The following is a 20,163-nucleotide window of genomic DNA, read 5'->3' as shown; positions in this document are numbered from 1 at the left end:
CTCACCCCGTTGCCCCGAGCGCTAGCGCGCCCCCTGCTGGCGCGCTTCCGCGAGAGAAGGCCCGCCCTTCTCCGCGAGCCACGCGAAGACCGCCGCCGGTTCGCGCAGCGTGACGTCCGAGCCCCAGCCGAGGACGCGGAGCGCCCCTTCCGCGTCGAGCCCGAGCAGACCGACGCGGAACAGGCGGCCCCGGAGCTCGAGCGCGCACTGCCCGAGGCTCGGCACCCGGAAGCGCTCCGGCGGCGCCTCGAACGCGAGGAGGCGCGCGAGCTCGGCGACGTCGGCGCCGCGGAGCTCCACGACGGGCGCTCGGGCGAGCGGGCCGTGCTCACCGAGCTCGCCCGGGTAAACGCGCACCGCGCGCGTCTTCGACCACAGCGCGTCGAGCGCCGCCTGGGAAGGGTCAGGCCCGGTCGTGTCGGGCCAGGGCAGACGCTCGGGGACGTGAGGGAGACGGGGCGCCGGCATGGCTCAGCTCCTCACCGGGTCTCGACGTAGGCGCCCTTCCGGACGTACACGTCTCGCCTCGGATTCATCGCCCCGTTCACCGGGTTCTGTCCAACGGGCGCCATCATCCCAGGCCCCCAGTTGTTCGGCTTCTTCCAGAACTGATACCATTTCTTGCCCGAGATATCCTCGACATCGCCGCGGTACGTGGCGGCAGGGTCGTTCGACTTGGCGCCCCAGACGCTCGATTTCGTGACGTTCGCGACGCCCTGCGCCGTGCTGTCGTTACCGATGCCCCATTTCGGATCCGGCGGCGTCGCGCCGTTGCACGTCGACAGATCGACGCGCGAGCCCGGCCCCCCCTTGAAGCCTGCGCCCTTCAGCGCGTCCCCGAGCTGCTGCCCGTTGATCGTGGGCCGGTTGCCGTAAGGGATGAGCCCCAGGAATTTCTTCTTCTCTCCCCACTCGACCCCGCCCGGGTACCCGTGCGTCGACACGATCACGTGGTTCTCATTCGCCAGCGGGGCGTTCTTCAGCTCATCGTGGTAGAGCACCGTGGCCCCCGGATACATCTTCTGCAGATTGGCCTTGTGGCTCTCGATCGCCTTGTCGCCGCGCTGGCCGACGATGATCGTCGTGAGCCCCGAAGGGTCGATGTACAGCGTGACGTTCGGAACGAACCCGAGCTCGTGGAACGCCCCGGCGAGCCCCGCGGGATCGGGCGTGATGTACAGGCCGAGCGCTGGATCGTAGTAGCGGTGGCGGTTGTAGAAGAGGCCTGTCGGGGCGTCCCAGCGCTGCCCGGCGAAGCGCAGCGTCCCTGGATCGCCGGAGCGGCGGGTCACGTCGCCCAGCGCGCCGAAGTCCACCTCGTCGAAGGCGCCGGCCGCGGACAGGAAGAGCCACGGCGTGCCGGCGGCGTCGGTCACGACCGCGCGGAAGTCGCCCCCTTGCCGCGCCTCGAGGAGCGGCGTGCAGCCGTCGTCGGCGAAGACGCGCCGCACGCGCCCTCCCCCGCTCGCCACCTCCTCGACCGCGGAGTCGCCGTCCCAGCCGAACCAGACGCTCTCGCCGCCCATCGTCATCGCGACGCGGCGGCCGAGCGCGTCGTAGAGGAACTGGATCACGAGGCCGTCGTCGCGCACCGCGGCCGCGAGGCGGTTCAGCGCGTCGTAGCGGTACTCGAAGCTCTTTCCGCGCTCCGCCGAGGTGCGCCGCGCCAGCCGGCCGAGGGCGTCCCAGGTGAGGTGCTCGCCGGCCGCGCGCAGGGGGCGCCCCCCGGGGCCGAGCGACCACGCCTCGCCCCGGGGCACCGGGGTGCCCTGCGGGGAATACGAGAGCTGCTCGTTCGCGCCGAGCCCCTGCACCGACAGCGGGCGGCCCACCTCGTCGAGCACGTAGCGCCGCTGCCCCGCGCGGCTGTCGTCCACCACCTCGAGCGGCCCCGCCTTGGACCATGCATACGAGCGCGCCGCGATCTCGCCGCCGGTCGACGACACCACGGCCCGATGGACGGGCAGGCCGTACAGGTCGCTCCGCGTGATCACGCGCGGCCCGTCCTCTCCGAACGCGCGCTCCGACTCGACCCCGCGCTCATCGTAGGCGAGCGTCAGCCGGGCGGCGCGCGCCTCGTCCACGGCGACCTCCCAGGCCGTGGGCGCGCCGTCGCCCGGGCGGCGCTCGGTCGTCACGCGCCAGCCCGAGGAGTAGCTCCGCTCCACGACGCGGCCGGCGTCGTCGTAGCGGTACGACACCGCGAACTGGAAGCCGCCGAGGCGCTGCTCCTCGCGCAGGACCCGGCCCGCGGCGTCGCGCACGAAGACGACCTCCGACGCGGCGCTCCTCGCGTAGAGCAGCCCGCCGCGCTCGTCGTAGCCGTACTCCTCGCGCTCGCCCGTCGAGTGCTCGCGCACGCGCAGCCGGCCCATCGCGTCGCTCGACAGCCGCACCCAGGAGCCGTCCGCCTTCATCACCGAGGCGATCTCGGCGACCCCGCTGTGCTCGTACTCCGTGCGGACGCCCGAGAACGACGTCTCCGCGCGGATGTTGCCGGACGGGTCGTACTCGAAGAGGTGCCGCTCGCCCGCCGGGTTCTCGATCCAGGCGAGGCGCAGCAGCGCGTCGTAGCCGGCGCGGTAGCGGCGCCCGTCGCTGTGCACCGACTCCACCGTGACGTCGCCGACCATGCGGTACCGGATCTCGTGCCCGTTCGGCGCCCGCTCGGCGATGAGGTGCCCTGTGGGGCCGTAGTCGAAATACGTGACCTTGCCCCCGGGCTCCCGGATGGCGATCACGTAGTCGCGAGAGTCGTAATCGAGCTCGAGCGCGATGCCCTTCGGGGTCTCCGCGCGGACGGGCCGGCCGAGCAGGTCGAACTCGTACCGGAAGCGCGCCACCCCGCCGCCGGCGCTCACCTCGCGGACGTTGCCGTGCGCGTCATACGCGTACGCGTCCTCCGTGCCGTCGGCGTGGATCACCTGCGCGAGCAGGCCCCGCGGGTCGTAGCCGTAGACGGTGGAGCGGCCGAGCTCGTCGACCTCCTCGGTCACCCTCGATCCCTGGTAGCGCACCTGCCGCGTCGCGCCTCCGGGCTCGGTCAGGGTCACCGCCCCCGCCTCGTCGTCGAAGCGCACGGCGCGCAGGAGATCGCCGCCCACCGAGACCTCGGTGTGCCTGCCCGACATGTCGACGCGCCGGCGCGCAATGCGCCCCTCGGCGTCCCGGATCGCGAGGAGCCGGCCGGAGCCGTCGTAGCTGTAGTGGGTGACGTACCCCCGCGGATCCTGGTAGGCCGTGACGAGCCCGAAGGCGTTGCCCACGTAGAGGTGCCGTTGACCCAGGCCGTCGATCACGTGCGTCTGAAACGGCTCGGGGCCCCACGACAGGCGCGTATGGAAGATGCCTTTGGGCCTGGGCGCTCCGGCGGGCGGCGAGCACCCGATCTCGCGCAGCACGTCGCCGCCCCGGAGCTCGCCCCAGCTCTCGACACAGCGGCGCTCGCCGGAGACGTCCGCGTAGACGAAGTGGTAATCGATGCCGTCCGGCGACGACTCCCGGACGAGGTAGTGATCCTCGTCGTACGCGAAGAGCGTCTCGACGCCGCCCGCGTCGACGGCGCGGACGAGATCGCCGCGGGCGTCGAGCTCGAGGACCACGAGCGTCCTTTGGTGGACCTTCCCCTCGTCGTCCGTCACCGAGAGCCGATGCACGACGAGGTTCCCGTCCCGCTCGACCGTGAGGACGCGGCCGGCGCAGTCGACGAGGCGCACGAGCGTGCCCTCGCGCCACTCGAGCTCGACGACGTTGCCCGCGTCGTCGCGCAGCTCCGCGAGGCAATAGCGCAGCTCCGCCGGATCGTAGCGGAGCACGCGCACGGCGCCGTCGTCGAGGTCGACCACGAGATCGCCGCCGACGCGGCCCACCTTGACGCCGTAAGGCAGCACGAGCACCTGATCGCTGTCGGGCTCGGGGATGTGCAGCTCGCGGAAATCGGGGTCCACGAGCACGAGCCCGTCGCCTTGCCTGCGCGCGTACCAGTGCAGGTTGTGCGACCAGCCCCAGCCCATCCCGCAGCGGGAGCGCACCGCCGAGGTCGCGTACCGGCGCACGAGGCCGACGGAGAACGGGCCCGGGAGCAGGACATCGAGCTTGGGGTTCGTGTACATGGTCCCGGTGACCACGTCGATCGGGTGCGCTGCGGCGGCCTGGCCCTCGGCCTGAGGCGGCGCGGGCGGCTTCGGCGGCGAGGCGCCGCTGCTCGATCCGCCGCCGCCCCCGCCGCCGTTGCCCCCGCCTTGCGGGCCGCCGCCGCCCGGGCCGCCGGCGCCCCCGCCGCCGCCGCCCCCGCCGCCGCCGCCCCCGCCCGCGCCGCTCGCGCTGGCGCCCGCGCCGACGGTGATGCTTTTGTTCATCTGCCCCATGCTGCCGGTGATGCCGGCCATGCCGAGCTCGATGAAGACGTTGGGCGCCCCGAGCCAGGGGAAGCACGGCCCGGCCGTGTTGAGGCTGACGACCTCTTTCAGCGTGCCCGGCTCGTTCCCGTGACAGGCCTTCATGCAGCCGCCCACCGTGAGGATCTTCGCCCCCTCGATCTTGGTGCGCATGCAGGGATCGATGATCCCCTCGGCGACCGTGCCCATCGTGGGATAGGGGATCGGCAAGGGGCTCGGCGCCGCCGGCGTCAGGCACACGCTGACGGCCATGCCGGTCATCTGGTGGCCGGACTTCTCGGTGATCGTGTCCATGCCCAGCGCGGTCACCTTGGCCATGAGCGAGCCTCCTGCGGCAGGCTACAGCGCTGCTCCGGGGGCGCCAACCCGGAACGTGCGCGGCTTCATGGCCTGCCTGCGGCGTGGTCGTTTGGCTTATCGTACGGAGCGCGCCCTATCCCTTGACCGTCACGAGCGGCCAGAGTCGCGCCACGCGCCGCGCGATCCCGGCATCCTCGACGGAACGGACGACCGGCGTGATCGGCTTGTAGGCATACGGCGCCTCCTCCTTCATCCGCTGGTGGTACTTCGCGAGGATGTCGCGCCGCCGCCGGACGCTCGGCGCATCCGGATCGAGGGGCGTCACGACATGCAGCTTCTCGACGGCGCGCCGGTAGAGGTCCTCGTCGGCGTGCGCGGAGCGGCCGCGCGTGAGGCTGCGGCCCGCGCCGTGGCACGCGCTCGCGAGCAGCTCCGCGTGGCCTTCGCCGGCGAGCACCCAGCTCGCGTCGCCCATCGAGCCGGGGATGATCACCGGGTGACCGGTGTACGCGAACACCCCGCCCTGCCCCTCCGGTCCCCCGGCCGGCGTCGCGCCCTTGCGGTGCAAGTAGCGCGGCTCGGCGCCGTCGGGCTCCCAGATGAGGTTGTGCGGCGCATCGTACACGAGCGAGCTCGCGACCCGACGGCCGAGGACCTCCTGCAGCGCGCGCACCACCATGAGGCCCAGGAAGAGGCGGTTCGCGAACGCGAAATTGGCGGCGTTCCGCATCGCATCCAGGTAGACCGACGCCTCGCGGGCGTGGGGCCCCACCGCCGGCAGCACATAGAAGCCGTGCGCCGGGTGGGGCACCCCCGTCGGGTACAGCGCGCGGGCGCGCTCGTTGAAGTAGCCGCCGACCGCGTGCCCTAGCCCGACGGAGCCCGCGTGGGCCATGATCGTGACGGCGTTCTTCGTCAGCCCGAACGCGCGCGCCGTCCCGCCGTCGACGAGCTCGTCCACGGCCTGGATCTCGACGAAGTGGTTGCCTCCGCCGACCGTGCCAATCTGGACGTCGCGCCCGTCCGCGCGGCCCGACGCCTGGATGTACGCGTCGAACGCGAACGTCCCGCGCGCAGGCAGCGCGCCGTGGAAGTGCACGCGCTCGAGATCCTCGCGCTGCGCGCGCGGATCGTAATGGTTCCACAGGCCGGTGCGGGCGTTGTCCGCCGCCGTCTCGTGCAGCCCGGCGAGGCCGTCGCGGAGCATCGCCGCCCGCTGGCGCGGCGACATGGGGATATCGCGCTGTCCCTGGAAGAAGATGGCGCGGAGCCGCTGCTTCAGGGCGCCGACGTGCGGCGCGAGCTCGTCCCGATCGACGTCCGTCGCGAGCAGGCGCATGCCGCAACAGACATCGTTGCCGACCGCCTGCGGCACCACGAACCCGCGCGCATCGACGACCGTGCCCACGGGGATGCCCGCGCCTTTATGAAAATCCGGCGTGAGCACGATGGATCGGATCTCGCCGGCCGTGCCGCCCCAGAACGGGGCGATCCTGCCGGCCTTCTCCCACGCGCGCAGATCGCGCAGCGTGCCTTCCAGCGAGGCGAAACGGAGGAGCTCCTCGATGCCGTCGGCCTCGACGACGACATCTTCCCGCGCCACGAGGGTGATCGGGATCCCGAACGGATTGTCGATGCGGGCCGTCGCGCCATCCACGCGACGCACCACCGCATCGAGATGCAATTTGCCAACCATGCTGCTGTCCAATTCACGAAGACGCACGCGGCCGACGCGATCGCGCGAAGGGGCCGCGGCTCACTCTCCCCCGGTTTGGACCCGGCGCGCGCACGAGGGAGGCGCACACCGCAGCAGCGGGGCTCAAGATAGACGCGAAACGCCGATCGTCAAGCGGCTCGCGCGGGTCAGCGACTGCGAGGACGGCGGTCCGACCGGGAGACCGGCCCATCAATCGTCGCCGACAGCGGGGCCGCCCTCGTGTGACGGCTGATCCTCATCCCGTCGACGAGCTTTCGCCGCGCGCGGTCGGGAGTTTGCCGCTCGCGAGCACGGAGCCCCGCACTGCTGTGCGTTTGCCGGTAATCTCGTCTCCCGCACAACACAGGGGGCGCTCGTCATGTATCTCGGAACTTCCCTCGCGAACCGCTTCGTGATCGAGCAGCTCGCCGGTCGCGGGGGCATCGGCGAGGTCTATCGCGGCCTGGACCGGAGCACGGGACAGCCCGTCGCGATCAAGGTGCTGCGCGGGAGCTGGGACACGAGCGTCGCGCGGTTCGCCCGCGAGGCGCTGGTCCTCGCGAGGCTCGACCACCCCCTCGTCGTGCGGCACGTGGCCGAGGGCGCCCTTCCGTCGGGCGAGCCCTACCTCGTCATGGAATGGCTCGAAGGCGAGGACCTCGCGTCGAGGCTCGCTCGAGGCCGGATCGACGTGCAGGAGAGCGTGGAGCTGGCCGTGTCCGTCGCCGAGGCGCTCGGCGCGCTGCACGGGAGCGGCATCGTCCACCGCGACCTCAAGCCGAGCAACATCTTCCTCGTCGGAGGTCGGCTCGATCGCATCAAGATCCTCGATTTCGGCCTCGTGCGCGTCGAGTCGATGACCCCCATCACCGCCACGGGGACGCTGCTCGGGACGGTGGCGTACATGGCGCCCGAGCAGGCCCGAGGCGCGGCGGAGACGGACGCGCGCGCGGACGTGTTCGCGCTCGGGTGCGTGCTCTTCGAGTGCCTGACGGGCGAGCCCCCGTTCGGGGCCGCCACCGCCGAGGCCGTCCTGACGAAGATCCTGTTCGAGGACACGCCGCGCCTCTGCGATCGGATGCCCGGCGCGCCGCCAGCGCTCGACGCGCTGCTCGCGCGCATGCTCGCGAAGCACCCGGACGAGCGGCCGCGGGACGGGCTGTCCGTCGCTGCCATGCTGCGGGCGCTCGGCGCGGCGCGCGGGCCGGACGTCGAGCTGCGGGACGCGGAGGCCCGCTTTCCGGACGCCGGGCCTCCAAATACGGAGGAGACGCCGCCAAATACGGAGGAGACGCCGCCCCCGCTCGCGGCGACGGTGGAGGCGGCGCGACCGCCCGGGCTGACGGACAGCGAGCAGCGGGCCGTGGCGGTGCTCCTGATCGGCTCCCCCGTGGCGCCCAGGGGTATCGCCCCGATCGCGGACACGGAGATCGAGGGCGAGGTCGCCGCGCACGGCGGCGCGCTCGAGTGGCTGCTCGACGGGACGGCGGCGGTGCTCCTGTCCACGGCGCAGGTGGCGACGGACCTGGCCGCGCAGGCGGCGCGCTGCGCGCTCAAGCTCGGCCTGCGCGCGCCGGGGCGGCGCATCGCGCTCGCGATCGGCCAGGGGCAGGGCGCGGCGCGCGTGCCCGTCGGGCCCGCGATCGACAGGGCCGTGCGGCTCCTCGGCGAGGCGAGGCCGGTCACGGAGGGCGGGCCGCGCGGGTGCATCGCGCTGGACAGGGCCACCGTAGGGCTGCTCGACGCGCGCTTCGACGTGCGCGACGAGGGCGGCGTGCTCGCGCTGCTCGGCGAGCGCGACGTGACCGACGCGCGCACGCTGCTCGGGGGGCCGACGCCGTTCGTCGGCAGGGAGCGGGAGCTGCGCATGGTCGAGGCGCTCTTCGACGATTGCGTCGTCGGCGGCGAGGCGCAGGTCGTGCTGGTCACGGCGCCGCCCGGCGTGGGCAAGTCGCGGTTCGGGCGCGAGTTCCTGGAGAGCGTGCGCGCGCGCGGTGAGCCCGCGTCCGTCTGGATCGCGCGCGGCGAGCCGCTCCGGACCGGGTCGGCGTTCGGCGTGCTCGCGGGGCTCATCCATAGCGCGTGCGGCATCCGCGGCGGGGAGCCGCTCGCGACGCGGCAGGAGAGGCTCGCGGCGCGCGTAGCCGAGCGGATCGCCGAGGGCGATCGCGCGCGCGTGACGGAGTTCCTCGGCGAGATCATCGACGCGCCCTTCGCGGACGACCGGAGCCCGCCGCTGAGGACCGCGCGCAGGGACGCCCAGGTCATGAGCGAGCAGACGCGCGCGGCGTTCCTCGATTTCATCGCGGCGGAGTGCGAGGCGCGCCCGCTCTTGATCCTGCTCGAGGATCTGCACTGGGGCGACAGCGCCACGGTGCGGCTCCTCGACGCCGCCCTGCGCGCGATGAGCGAGAGGCCGCTCTTCGTGCTCGCCCTGGCGCGGCCCGAGGTCCACGACCTGTTCCCGGGGCTCTGGTCGAGCCGCCGGCTCCAGGAGCTCCGCCTGCGAGAGCTGCCGACGAAGGCGGCCGAGCGCCTCGCCGCGCACGTGCTCGGCGGCCGCGCGGCGGCGCCGGCGATCGAGCGGATCGCGCGGCTCTCGGCGGGCAACGCGTTCTACCTGGAGGAGCTCATCCGCGCGACGGCCGAGGGCAAGGACGAGGGGCTGCCCGAGACGGTCGTCGCCATGGTGCAGTCCCGCCTCGGCGCGCTGGCCGACGAGGACCGGCGCGCCCTGCGCGCCGCGAGCGTCTTCGGCGAGACGTTCTGGTCCGGGGCCGTCGCGGCGCTCTGCGGCGCAGCGGCGGGGGCGTCGGGCGTCGCCGGCCGGCTCGAGGCGCTCGCCGAGCAGGAGCTCATCACGAAGCGCCTGGATAGCCGCTTCCCGGACGAGCACGAGTACACGTTCCGGCACGCGCTCGTGCGCGAGGGGGCCTACGCGATGCTGACGGAGGCGGACCGGTCGCTCGGCCACAGGCTCGCGGGAGCGTGGCTGGAGGCCCACGGAGAGCAGGACGCGCCGCTCCTGGCGGAGCATTGCGAGAAGGGAAGCGACGAGGAGCGGGCCGCGCGCCATTACGGGCGCGCGGCGCTCACGGCCCATTATGCGGCCGAGTCGGCGGCGGCCGTCGCCTACGCGCGTCGAGGGCTCGCGTTCCGTGTGCCGGACGAGCTGCGGATCGATCTCCTGGGGGCGCTCTGCCAATCGCTCGTATGGGAGATGGCCCTGGTTCCCGCCGCGGTTCCGCAGGCGCGAGAGCTCATGCAGATGACGCCGAGGGGGAGCGTGCCGTGGTGCCACGGTCTGAACATCGTGCTCTGCGGCGCGCTCATGGAGGGTCGGCTCGAGGAGTTCATGAACCTGCTCCAGGTCCTCCAGCACATCGATCCCTCGCCCGACGCGGCGGGCGCCGTCATGCTCGACATCTGCCTCGGCATCCACACGCTGGACGTCCTCGGCATGCTCAAGGAGGCCGACGTCCTGCTCGAGCGGATGACGGCGCTCATGGACGCGCACGGCGATCGTGAGCCCGCGGTCGCCTACAACTGGCACGGTATCCGCGGTCTCCGGTGGGCCTGCGCCAGGGAGGAGCCGGCGACCGCGCTCTTTCACACCGAGGAGGCGATGGCCATCACCGCGGCGATCGGCCATTGGAAATACTACACGGTGCTCAGCTCCATCGCGAGCATGAACCGCTGGCTCCTCGGGGCCGCGGAGCCGGCGGAGCGCGCCCTCCTGAGCCTGCGTAATGACGATATGGGCATGGCCTCTTCGTTCCGCCCGTTCGTGCTCGCGTGGCTCCTCGCGGATCGCGGCGCCCTCGGCGAGGCGCGCGCGTGGGCGGAAGAGCTCGTCGCGTCGGGCCGGGCGAGGCGCTTCTCGCAGGATGAGGGCCGGGGTCGCTGGGCGCTCGCCGAGGTGCTTCGGCGCGCGGGTGAGCTCGACGCCGCCGACGCCGAGGCGCAGGCCGCGCTCGCGATGCTGGGCGCGACCTGCCCGATCGACGTGCCCGGCGTCCTGGCGACGCTCGCGGCGGTTCGCCTCGCGCAGGGCCGGGCGGGCGAGGGCGTCGCCGTGGCCGAGGAGGGGCTCGCCAAATACAAGGCCATGGGCGGCTGCAGCCTCTTCTTCCGGAGCGCCTTCCTGAGGCTCATCCACGCCGAGTGCCTCGAGGCCGGGGGCGAGCGCGAGGCCGCGCGCGCCGCGATCGCGGAGGCGCGGCGATGCGTCCTCGCCAACGCAGAAAAGATCGAGAGCGCGGTCGATCGGGCGAGCTTCCTCGACAACGTGCCCGAGAACCGCCGGACCCTGGCGCTCGCGAGGCAGTGGCTCGCCCCCTAGCGCGACAAACGGGTTGAGGCGGCTCGAAAGAGCAGAAATTCGAGCCGCCAAGGCGCCAAGATCTTGTTCTCTTCTTGGCGTCCTCGGCGGTTCATGGGTCGGTCGATCAACCAACGCGATCGGCATTCCAGATAGAGCGCAGCGCCGGCAGGGCGACGGTCACGCGTTGCGCCGGGTCGCCCGCCGCCGGCAGCATGAGCGTCACACGTTCTCGAGCACCCAGAAGTCATTGCCGTCCCGCCCGGGGAAGCAGGTGACCTCCTGCTGGCCGCGTGCGTGCGACGGATGCGAGAACCCCCGGTGCGAGTGCAGCGCGTGGTTCGTGTTCACGTTTTACCCTGGGGGTCTCGCGACCGGATTCCGCTCTCCGACCGCTACGCCGCGTGCATCCACGCGATCTCGGGCAGCGGGGGCCCGTGCTGGAGGCGCCGTCGACCTCGCAGGACCGCGCCGGAGGCGCGGCGGCTCGGCCGGCGGCGGCCTCCCGTCGAGGCTGCGGGCGTCGCTCACAGCGGCTTCGGGCCCGGCCGCGGCTCGTCGGCGCCGCCGCGCCGGCGCGTCAAGCCAAAGGCGCGGACGAGCTTGTAGGCGTGGGAGCGGGCGAGATCGAGCTTCGCCGCCGCCTCGCTCACGTTCCAGCCGTTCTCCTCGAGCGCGCTGCGGAGCAGCTCCGCCTGGAAGCGGCGGGTGGCCTCCTGGAACGTCAGGCCCGTGTAGGGCGCGGTCGAGATGGCGGGGGTCGCGGCGGCGCCGTCGGGCGCCGCGACGTCGCCGGGGAAGAGGTGGTGACGCTCCACCTGTGGGACGCCCTGCGCCGCGGCGCGGATGGCGGCCGCCTCGACGGCGTGGGCAAGCTCGCGCGCGTTGCCGCTCCACTCCGCCGCCTCGACGGCGCAGAGCGCGTCGACGCTGAGGTGGACGGCGGGCAGCCCGTGGGTCTTGCAGGCCTCCGCGCAGAAATGCTCGGCCAGGAGGGCGATGTCCTCCCGGCGCTCCGAAAGCGCGGGGAGGCGGATCGGCAGCACCTGGAGGCGGTAGAAGAGATCTTCGCGGAACTCCTTGCGCTGCGCGGCGGCCTTGAGGTCGACGTTGGTCGCGGCGATGACGCGCACATCGGCGCGGACGGGGCGGGTCGCGCCGAGGGGGTAATACTCCCTCGACTGCAGGAGCTGCAGCAGCTTCGCCTGCGCCGAGGGCTTGAGCTCGCCGATCTCGTCGAGGAAGAGCGTGCCCTTGTCGGCGGCGGCGACCTTGCCGTCCATCTTGCGGCTGGCGGTGGAGTGCGCGCCGGGCAGGGCGCCGAACAGCTCGCTCTCGAGGAGCGCCTCGGGGAGCGCGGCGCAGTTGAGCTCGACGAAGGGGCCCCGCGCGCGCGGGCCGCTCTCGTGCAAGACGCGGGCGAGCTGGGTCTTGCCGGTGCCCGAGGGGCCCGTGAGCAGGACGGTGACGTCGAGCGGCGCGGCGACGGCGGCCTGCGAGAGCACGAGCGCGAGGGCGGGGCTCTTTCCGACGATCGCGTCGGCGCGCAGGGCGCGCCGGAACGGGAGGGTCGGGTCGGCCTCGTCGCGGCGGCGGAAGCGCAGCATGAGGCGATCGGCGAAGGGGGCGAGGTGGCGGGCGAAGGCCTCGACGCGGCGGCGGTCCTCCTCGGTGAAGCGGTCCTTCTCGACGCGGTTCTGGAGGTAGACGACGCCGAGCGGAGGGGCGCCGGCGGGGGAGCGGACGCTGATCGGGGCGCAGATCACGGCCTCGATGCGGTTGCGCTCGACGCTCTCGTTGGCGCGGAAGCGCGGGTCCCGGAGGGCGGAGACGGTGATGATGGTGCGGCCGGTGGCGAGCGCCTCGGCGATGACGCCCCGCGAGAAGGCGGCGCGGATCTCCGCGACGTCCTTGTCCTGGCAGCCGTGGGCGACCCAGAAGGGCGGCTCGCCGCGGGCGTCTGGATCGGACACGATCTCGACATAGCCCCGGATGGCGCCGGTGATCTGGACGATCAGGGCGAGCGCCTCGGCGAGGAACGGCTCGATCTCTTCGGTCTGTCCGAGCTCGAGGAGCTTGCGATAGAAGTCGCGCTCCTGCTCGACGCGAAGCGCGGCGTCCGCAGGACGAGCGGGTGAGGCCGGGCGGGCCTCGTCATCCCGAGGAGAAGGCATGGTCCTCGGCTATACAGGAACCCCGCGCGGCGTGAAGATCCGCGGCTGAAACGCCTGGCTCCGCCGCAGCCCGGTGACGCGGAGCGCGCCGCCAACGCAACGTCACAATCGACGTTCACCGAGAGCGCGCCTGTTCTCCCGGAGGGAATCACCCCCGGGTCCGCGCCGATGGCCTGCCGTCCGTAGCAGACGTCGGCGTGGCGGCAGAGGCCCCGAGCCACTCCTGGGCGAGCCTCAGGGTCTCGGCGTTCTCGGAGACATCCTGGAGGAAGCCCTCGCGTCGGCGAGGATCGTCGATCCGCGCCGCGGTCGCGAGGAGGTGATCGCGCGCCTCCGCGATGGCGGCGCACGCGGCCGGGCGATCGCCGATGGCCTCGAGCGCCCGGGCGTACGCGAGGCGGGCGAGCTCCTCGCCCTCCTCGACCTTGCCGAGCGAGGCGAGCAGCGCCATCGCGTCACGCGCCTCGCCGAGCGCCTCGGAGGGCTGACCGCGCGAGAGCATCACCTCGGCCAGCGTCGCCCGGGCCGCGACCTGGAACGGCCTCGACCCGTCGAGCAGCGCCACGGCGCGCCGGGCCTCCGCCTCGGCCGCTATGAGCTCACCCGCGCTCCGCAGGAGCCACGCGAGGTAGGCGCGCGAGACCCCCTCGATGCTCCGCCAGCCCCCCTTGGCCGCAGCGGCGACGGCCTCCGCCTCGACGGCGAGCCCCTCCTCCAGGGCGCCGAGGCGGCCGAGGGCGAAGCCGAGGTTGTGCCGGCCCGTGATGACGGCCCGCTCCAGCCCCATGCGCTCGGCGTCGGCGACCGCGCCGCGCAGGAGGTCCACCGCCTCGGCGTAGGCGCCGAGCCGGATCTCGGCCTCGGCGAGGTTGCCGCGGGCGACGCAGGCGTTGCGGATGTCGCCCGCCTGCTCGAAGCAGCGCAGGGAGGCCTCGGTCAGCGCTCGGCAGCGATCGAGGTGGCCCGCGAACAGCGCGCGCACGCCGAGCGCCCGGAAGACCGGCCCGCTCACGACAGGGTCGCCCGAAAAGCGCCCGGCGACCGCGTGAATCCGGGCGCTGAGCGCCTCGGCCCGATCGTAGCTGCCCGCGAAGAACAGCCGCACCGCCACCCGTGTGGTCGCCATCACCGCCGGGCCGGTCGCCTCGTCCTCGGACCAGGCGCCGGCGAGCTCGTCGGCGAGCGCCAACAGCTGCTCATGGTGCCCGAGCCGCCCCGCGGTCTGCCCCACGTCGCCCACGGCCACGTACCAGCGGGCGCTGCCCCTGGGCAGCGATTCCATGGCCACCTGCGCCCAGCGGAGAGCGTCGGCGAGGTCCCCGCGCCAGTGATGCGCCTCGGCCCGGATCTGCGCGAGCTCCCCGCGGGCCTCGCCGTGCGCTCCGAGCGCGAGGGCGCGATCGGTATGGGAGAACACACCTTCAAGGTCGTTGCCAGCGAGCGCCTGCGCCGCCGCGCGCCGGTAGCCGTCGGCGGCGCGCACGGGATCGCCGCCGCGATCGAAGTGCTCGGCGACGACCGCTGCGGCGGGCTCCGCTGCCTGCTCGAGCCATGCGCCGGCGAGCCTGTGCCCGAGCGCCCCGTCGCCCTCGGTCAAGGTCGCATATGCCCCCTCGCGGAGGAGCGCGTGTCGGAACGCGAGCTCGTCCTCGCCCGGGAAACGGCTCTCGCGGCGCCGCACCAGCATCTCGCGCTGCACCAGCGCCGCGAGCCCGTGCGCAACCTCGCTCCGGCGCGCGTCTCCGCCCACGAGCGCGGCGACGCTCCCCACCCAGAAGACCTCGCCGAAGATGCTCGCCGCGCGCAGGAGCCGCCGCGCCGCCTCGTCGAGCGCCGCGAGCCGCGACTCGACCATGGCCACCACCGTCTCCGGCATGGTCGAGCCCTTGCCCTCCGCCGCCCAACGAATCAGCTCCTCCAGGTAGAACGCATTTCCCTCCGACAGGCGCACGATGCGCGCGATGACCTCGGGATCCGCGCGCTCGCCGAGGACGTGCTGCGCGAGCCGCTCGCCCGCGCGCCGGCTCAGCTCGACCAGCCGCAGCTCGTGGAGCCGGCGGCCATCCCAGAGCCTCGGGAAGACGTCGCGCACCTCGGGCCGGGCCAGGGCCAGGACGAAGAATGGACGCTCCTCCAGCGTGCGCAGCGCCGCGTCGAGGAGCTGCACTGTCGGCCGGTCTCCCCAGTGCAAATCCTCCAGGAGCACCAGCACCGGCGCCTTCGCGCAGGCCGCGCCCAGGAAATCGAGGAACGCCGAGCGCACCTGGTCGGCCATGAGCGGCGCGTCACGACGCGCGGCTCGCAGGGGCAGGCTGTCCTCGTCCGGGAAGGGCGCGCCCACGATCTCGCCCAGGAACTCCGCCACGCGCCGCCGCTCGCCCGGCGCGACCCAGGCGGCCACCTGCGCCAAGAGCTTCTCCCGCCGGATCGCGAGCGGCTCACCCTCGTGGATCCCGCACGCGCTCCGCAGCGCCTGGCTGAGCATCTCCAGCGGGGAGCCGGCGCGCAGCGCGTCGCCGCGCGCGATCCATACCGACAGCGGCTCGCCCCGCGCCCCGAGCTCCTGCAAGAGCTCGTGAGCCAGCCGCGACTTCCCCACGCCGGGCGGCGCCACGACCAGCGCCGCCTGCGCGGTCGCTTCTTCCACGGTCTCGGCCAGGAGCGCCCGCAGCGTGCCGAGCTCGCGCTCGCGGCCCACGCACGGCGTGGCCTTGCCCAGGAGCAGCCGTGTGCTCCCGGCGACCGGCTGCTCGCCGTGCAGCGTGAAGGTCCCCTCGCCCTCGCGCACATCGAAGCGCGCGTCGAGCAGCCCCGCGACAGCCTCGTCGATCACCACCGCGCCCTCCGGCCCGCCATGGCCGGCGGTGGCCGCTGAGAGCCGCGCCGCCCGATCGATCGCCGGCCCGAGCGACCGCGCCGTGCGGTCGCCGCGCCCCATGGCGAGGGCGACGCGCCTCCCGCCTGCCCGCGCGCCCAGCGCGAGCGCGCAGCGCGCCGCCTGCGCGCAAAGGTCCGTCGCCAGGCTGCGGCCCGCCAGCATCACCGCGACCGACCCGTCGAGCAGCCGCTCGCTCGCGCCGCCATGCGCCTCGGCCTCCTGAAGCAGGGTCGCGTCGTCCGGGGCCACCGCAAGCGTGGAAATACCATTGAAGGATTGAGCTTCTGCGTCTGCCGGCGCGCTCACCAGGATCACCGCCACGGCGCGCTGCTCGTCGCTCGTCAGCGACGGTGCTTCGCTCGGCCCCGAGGCCAGCTTGGAGGGCAAGTCGCCGAGCGCCCGCAGCGCCTCGGCTGCGGCCTGGCCGTCGCGCGGCCGCTCTTCTCTCTGCTTGGAGAGCATCCTTTTCAGCAGCTCGTCGAGCGCCCCGGGCACCTCCGGCCGCACGCTGCGCGCGCTCGGCGTCTCATCGAAGAGCACCTTGGTCAGGATGGCCGCGGGGTGCTGGCCGCCGAACGCAGGCCCGCCCGTCACGCATTCGAAGAGCACACACCCCAGCGAGAACACGTCGGCGCGCGCGTCGATGCTCGCCTCGCCCCGCGCCTGCTCCGGCGCCATGTACCCCGGCGTCCCGAGCAGCGTCCCCGAGCGCGTCATCCGCGTCGCGTGCGCCGCTTGCGCGATGCCGAAGTCGAGCACTTTCACCTCTTCCAGGCGCCCGCCGGGCAAGAACAGATTGCTCGGCTTCAGGTCACGGTGGATCACCCCCTGCGCGTGCGCGCACGCGAGCACGCCCGCGACGTTCAGGGCGAGGGCGACGCTCTCGTCGGCGCCGAGCGGGCCGCGGGCGAGGCGCGCCGCGAGGTCCTCGCCCTCGAGCCACTCCATCACGAGATAGGGCGCTCCGTCGGCGCTCGCGCCGTGCGCCACGTAACGCACCACCCGCGGATGCGAGAGGCTGGCGAGGATCTGCGCTTCGCGCGCGAACCGGGCCGCGCCCGCGGGGTCGCCGCCGGAGAGGAGCTTGACCGCAACGGGGTCGCCGGTCCCCAGATCGAGCGCCTTCCACACCTCGCCCATTCCGCCCGCGCCGGCGCGGCGCTCCAGGCGGTAGCGGTCCATGAAGACGTTCGCGGGTCGCACGGCGCGAGTATCGGCGCGCGGGGGCGGGGGTGTAAAGGCCGGGTCGGCCGGCGGGCGGAGGTCCGGGGGGCTCCGGAGAAATCGCCCGGCTGCGTCGCGGACGCGGCCTACCGCGCGGCGCGGCGCGGGGGATCTGGGTTGAGTCTGCGCGAGCGGACGTGGCCTGTGCGGCGGAGTCCGCTCCAGCGGACGCGGTCCTGTGCGGGAGAGTCCGCATCGGCGGACCTGGATGCGCTGCCGGGGCGGTATCGCCCATCGGACCACGCGAGGGCTCCACGCGAAGACGGCGTAGTTGGGTCGGTTCACCATGTTGGCCCGGAGGTTGCAAATTGCGGTCGAGCCTCGTCATGAGGACGTCCTGTGACCAGCCATCGCGAATCGTCAACCGCGTCTGGCGGTGAGAATTCCCTGGACCACGGACGCTCGGGATCGGTCGCGGAGACGCGCTTCGAGATCACGAACCTGCCGGGAGCCGGGCAAGGCTCAGGATGGCTGCATCGCGAGAGACGTTCGATGCGGCGCAGAACACGCGATCACCAGGAGAGCGCCATGGGCAGTCTCATGATCACATCACCTTCCAGCGAAGAGACCTATCGAATGAAACGAGGCGAGACGCTCGTGGTCTTCGTGAAAGGCGAGGCGACCAGCACCACCACGTATCGTTGGGATCCCGACGGCACATCGATCGAAGACATCGAAGACCTCTCCTTCATCGAGGTCTCCCTCGGCGGCTCGGCGAAAGTCGTCGCCAGCATCGGACGCAGTCCGGTCCAGCGGACTCCGCTGGACCGGACACGGCGGCCCCGGTGAGCCGTCGCGCCCCGCTCGGCTCATCCTACCCCGGCCCCCGCGCTCCTCTCGCCGGCGTCCCACCGCACCTCCCCCCTGGCCTGCCGGTTGCATTTGCCCGCTCGGCCCGAACCCAGGCCGTTCAGGACACCAGCTCGACTCCTTCGCCAGCTACAGCCTTGACGCCCGACGCCCGCGGTCGTGATCTGATGGTGAATCCATCGGGGGGTGGTGGCCGTACCTGCAAGGCCCCGAGCTCGCGCCTGAGCCGGCCCTCATCGAAGAAAGGAATCCGCCATGCGCATCGTCCAGATGGGCTCAGGTGAGCCCCGCGATCTCGTCCTCTGCTACCTCGTCGGCCCTCACATGGACGCCGCGTTGCGCGACGCCCTCGGCCCCGCGCCGTGCGTGGTCGCCTATGCCACCGGCAAGCCCGCCGAGAGCCTCGACGCGGTGACCGCCGCCGTGCGCGACCGGCTGCACCTCCCCACCATCGGCCGCATCGTCCTCGCAGGCTACTCTCTCGGCTGCAGCGGCGTGCGATCCCGCCTGCTCGAGAAGGCGCAGGCGAACGGCGCCGTCGCCGCCCTGGTGCTCATCGACGGCACCCACGCGAGCAAGCCGCCGGTCGCGTGGCAGATCGACGTGTGGCGCGACGCGTTCGCGCGCGCCCGCCGGGGCGAGCTGCTCGTCGTGGCCACGCATACCCAGCAGAGCTACGTCGAGCAGCTCAGGTCGCCCGAGGCGCCCTTCCTCTCCACCGCGACGGTGCTCCGCCAGGCCACGGAGTGGCCCCTCGACGCCGCGGGCCCCGTCGACGCGCCCGCGGTGCGCAACGATGGGCAGCTCTGGATCTACTCGTACGCCAGCAAGGCCATCGACGCCGAGGCGCACATCCTCCAGCAGCGCGAGGTCCTGCCGAGGGTGCTCCGCCAGCACATCCGCCCCTGGCTGGAGGGCCCCGGGGCCGACCCGACGAGACCGGCCGACCCGCCCGTCGGCGCCGACGCGCTCGAGCAGGCCGAGCACGCCTCGACGAGCGGGCAGCCGGGGCCGAGCCCCGTGGTCCGCCAGATCCTGCGCCTCGGCTCGCGGGGCGACGACGTCGTCGCCTGGCAGCGGGTCATCGGGGTCGATCAGGACGGGATCTTCGGCGGCGTGACCGAGCGGCTCACGCGCCAGTGGCAGAAGCGGCACGGCCTCGGGGCGGACGGCATCGTCGGTCCCCTCACCTGGAGCGCCGCCGAGGCGCGGAGCGGCGAGGGCCTGCCCCCACGCGAGGTGCCCAAGCAAGCCACGCCGCTCTCCGAGGCGGAGCTCTCGGCGGTGCTGGAGCACAGCCACGAGCTCGTCTTCCAGGAGAACCCGAGCCGCGCGCGCCTCGCCTGCGCGTGGGCGCACGTGGCCATCGAGAACGGACGCGGGCAGAAGGTGTGGAACTACAACCTGGGCAACATCACCGGATTCGGCCAGTGGCCCGGGCAGTATTACGTGATCCGCGTCGCCGAGCGGGTGCAGCGCAATCCCGACCTGTGGAAGCAGGTGGACATGCGCTTTCGCGCCCACGCCGAGGCGCTCGACGGCGCCGCCGACTACTGGCGGCTCATGGGCAAACACTACCAGCCGGCGCTGGCGCGCTTCGACGCGGGAGACGCCGCGGGCGCCGCCTTCGAGCTCTCGCGGCTGCGCTACTACACCGCGCACGCCGACACGTACGCGCGGAACATGAGCTCGCTGTACCGCTCCTTCCCCGGCTGATCGCGCGGCGCGCCGCCGCCCGCCTGGCGCGCCGGCGCTGGCTCCGGCCGCGCGCCCCTGTGGTACCCTCCCGCCCATGGGTACCGCGAACGCCCTTGTCCCCGAACGGCGCTCTGCCCTGCGCCGCGCCCCCTGCGCGGCCCTCCTGCTCGCCGCCTGCGGCCCCGCGCCCACCCTGGCCGAGCCGCGCGCCCCGGAGCCGCCGCCCCCCGCCGAGACGGTCTACATCGTCATCCACGATCCGCCCCCGGCGGCCGGAGCCGCGGTGGCCGCGGACGACTGGGTGCCGGACGAGGCCCGCGGCGACAACCCGTTCGCGCGGACGCGCACCTGGATCGGCGATTACGACTGCCCGCAGGGCACGACCGAAATGACGTTCCGGATCCTTCAGGTCCAGGGCGACCGGATCAAGGCCGTGTTCGACTTCCGTCATGCCGCGTCCGGCGCGTCCGGGAAGTACCTCATGCGCGGCCGTTACGACCCCGAGACGCGCACCGCGACGTTCTCGCCCGGCGCCTGGCTCGAGCGCCCTCCCAACTACGTCACCGTCAGCATGAAGGGCGATCTCGCGCTCGACGGCTCGCTCTTCGCCGGGCGCATCGAGCACCCGGAGTGCGGCGCCTTCCGGCTCCGCCCGGCGGGCTAGC

Annotated in this window: 10 protein-coding genes; 4 read left to right on the top strand and 6 right to left on the bottom strand. The window is 73.2% G+C overall.

Going from position 1 to position 20,163, the window contains the following annotated elements; all coding sequences use genetic code 11:
- Positions 1–21 precede the first annotated feature (21 nt).
- The 3 genes from WMF33_RS11670 to WMF33_RS11660 all read right to left on the bottom strand — a co-directional run bounded on the left by WMF33_RS11670 (position 22) and on the right by WMF33_RS11660 (position 6,354).
- Positions 22–468: a hypothetical protein gene (locus WMF33_RS11670; protein WP_437337202.1), complete on the bottom strand. Its 447-nt coding sequence runs from the start codon at positions 466–468 to the stop codon at positions 22–24.
- Between the two features lie 11 nt (positions 469–479).
- The gene (locus tag WMF33_RS11665) at positions 480–4,715 is read right to left on the bottom strand and encodes a PAAR-like domain-containing protein (RefSeq protein ID WP_437337201.1); all 4,236 of its coding nucleotides are present in this window, start codon (positions 4,713–4,715) and stop codon (positions 480–482) included.
- Positions 4,716–4,830: 115 nt separating this feature from the next.
- Complete coding sequence (locus WMF33_RS11660; protein WP_437337200.1) at positions 4,831–6,354, bottom strand: RtcB family protein; 1,524 nt, start codon at positions 6,352–6,354, stop codon at positions 4,831–4,833.
- 418 nt (positions 6,355–6,772) lie between these two features.
- On the opposite strand from WMF33_RS11660, the gene WMF33_RS11655 reads away from it, so the two are divergent.
- Positions 6,773–10,735 carry a protein kinase domain-containing protein gene (locus WMF33_RS11655; protein ID WP_437337199.1) on the top strand — a complete coding sequence of 1,321 codons (3,963 nt, stop codon included), beginning with the start codon at positions 6,773–6,775 and terminating at the stop codon, positions 10,733–10,735.
- Between the two features lie 201 nt (positions 10,736–10,936).
- Here WMF33_RS11655 and WMF33_RS11650 read toward each other — a convergent pair whose 3' ends face one another.
- The 3 genes from WMF33_RS11650 to WMF33_RS11640 all read right to left on the bottom strand — a co-directional run bounded on the left by WMF33_RS11650 (position 10,937) and on the right by WMF33_RS11640 (position 16,969).
- Positions 10,937–11,065, bottom strand: a complete 129-nt coding sequence (locus WMF33_RS11650) for a hypothetical protein (protein WP_437337198.1) — start codon at positions 11,063–11,065, stop codon at positions 10,937–10,939.
- A 176-nt stretch (positions 11,066–11,241) separates the two neighbouring features.
- Complete coding sequence (locus WMF33_RS11645) at positions 11,242–12,888, bottom strand: sigma 54-interacting transcriptional regulator (protein ID WP_437337197.1); 1,647 nt, start codon at positions 12,886–12,888, stop codon at positions 11,242–11,244.
- A gap of 148 nt (positions 12,889–13,036) precedes the next feature.
- Positions 13,037–16,969 (bottom strand): protein kinase domain-containing protein, encoded by a 3,933-nt coding sequence (locus WMF33_RS11640; RefSeq protein ID WP_437337196.1) that lies wholly within the window; start codon positions 16,967–16,969, stop codon positions 13,037–13,039.
- 360 nt (positions 16,970–17,329) lie between these two features.
- On the opposite strand from WMF33_RS11640, the gene WMF33_RS11635 reads away from it, so the two are divergent.
- The 3 genes from WMF33_RS11635 to WMF33_RS11625 all read left to right on the top strand — a co-directional run bounded on the left by WMF33_RS11635 (position 17,330) and on the right by WMF33_RS11625 (position 20,162).
- Entirely contained in the window at positions 17,330–17,779 is a 450-nt protein-coding gene (locus WMF33_RS11635) for a hypothetical protein (RefSeq protein ID WP_437337195.1), read from the top strand.
- A 276-nt stretch (positions 17,780–18,055) separates the two neighbouring features.
- A complete protein-coding gene (locus WMF33_RS11630) occupies positions 18,056–19,516 on the top strand; it encodes a peptidoglycan-binding protein (protein WP_437337194.1) in 1,461 nt (486 codons plus the stop codon).
- 76 nt (positions 19,517–19,592) lie between these two features.
- A complete protein-coding gene (locus WMF33_RS11625; protein ID WP_437337193.1) occupies positions 19,593–20,162 on the top strand; it encodes a hypothetical protein in 570 nt (189 codons plus the stop codon).
- Position 20,163 lies beyond the last annotated feature (1 nt).

The organism is Sorangium sp. So ce394 (assembly GCF_051474665.1).
Taxonomy (GTDB): Bacteria; Myxococcota_A; Polyangia; order Polyangiales; family Polyangiaceae; genus Sorangium; species Sorangium cellulosum_D.
The sequence above is the reverse complement of the archived record's forward strand: the minus strand, read 5'-3'. Positions and strand labels throughout refer to the sequence as shown.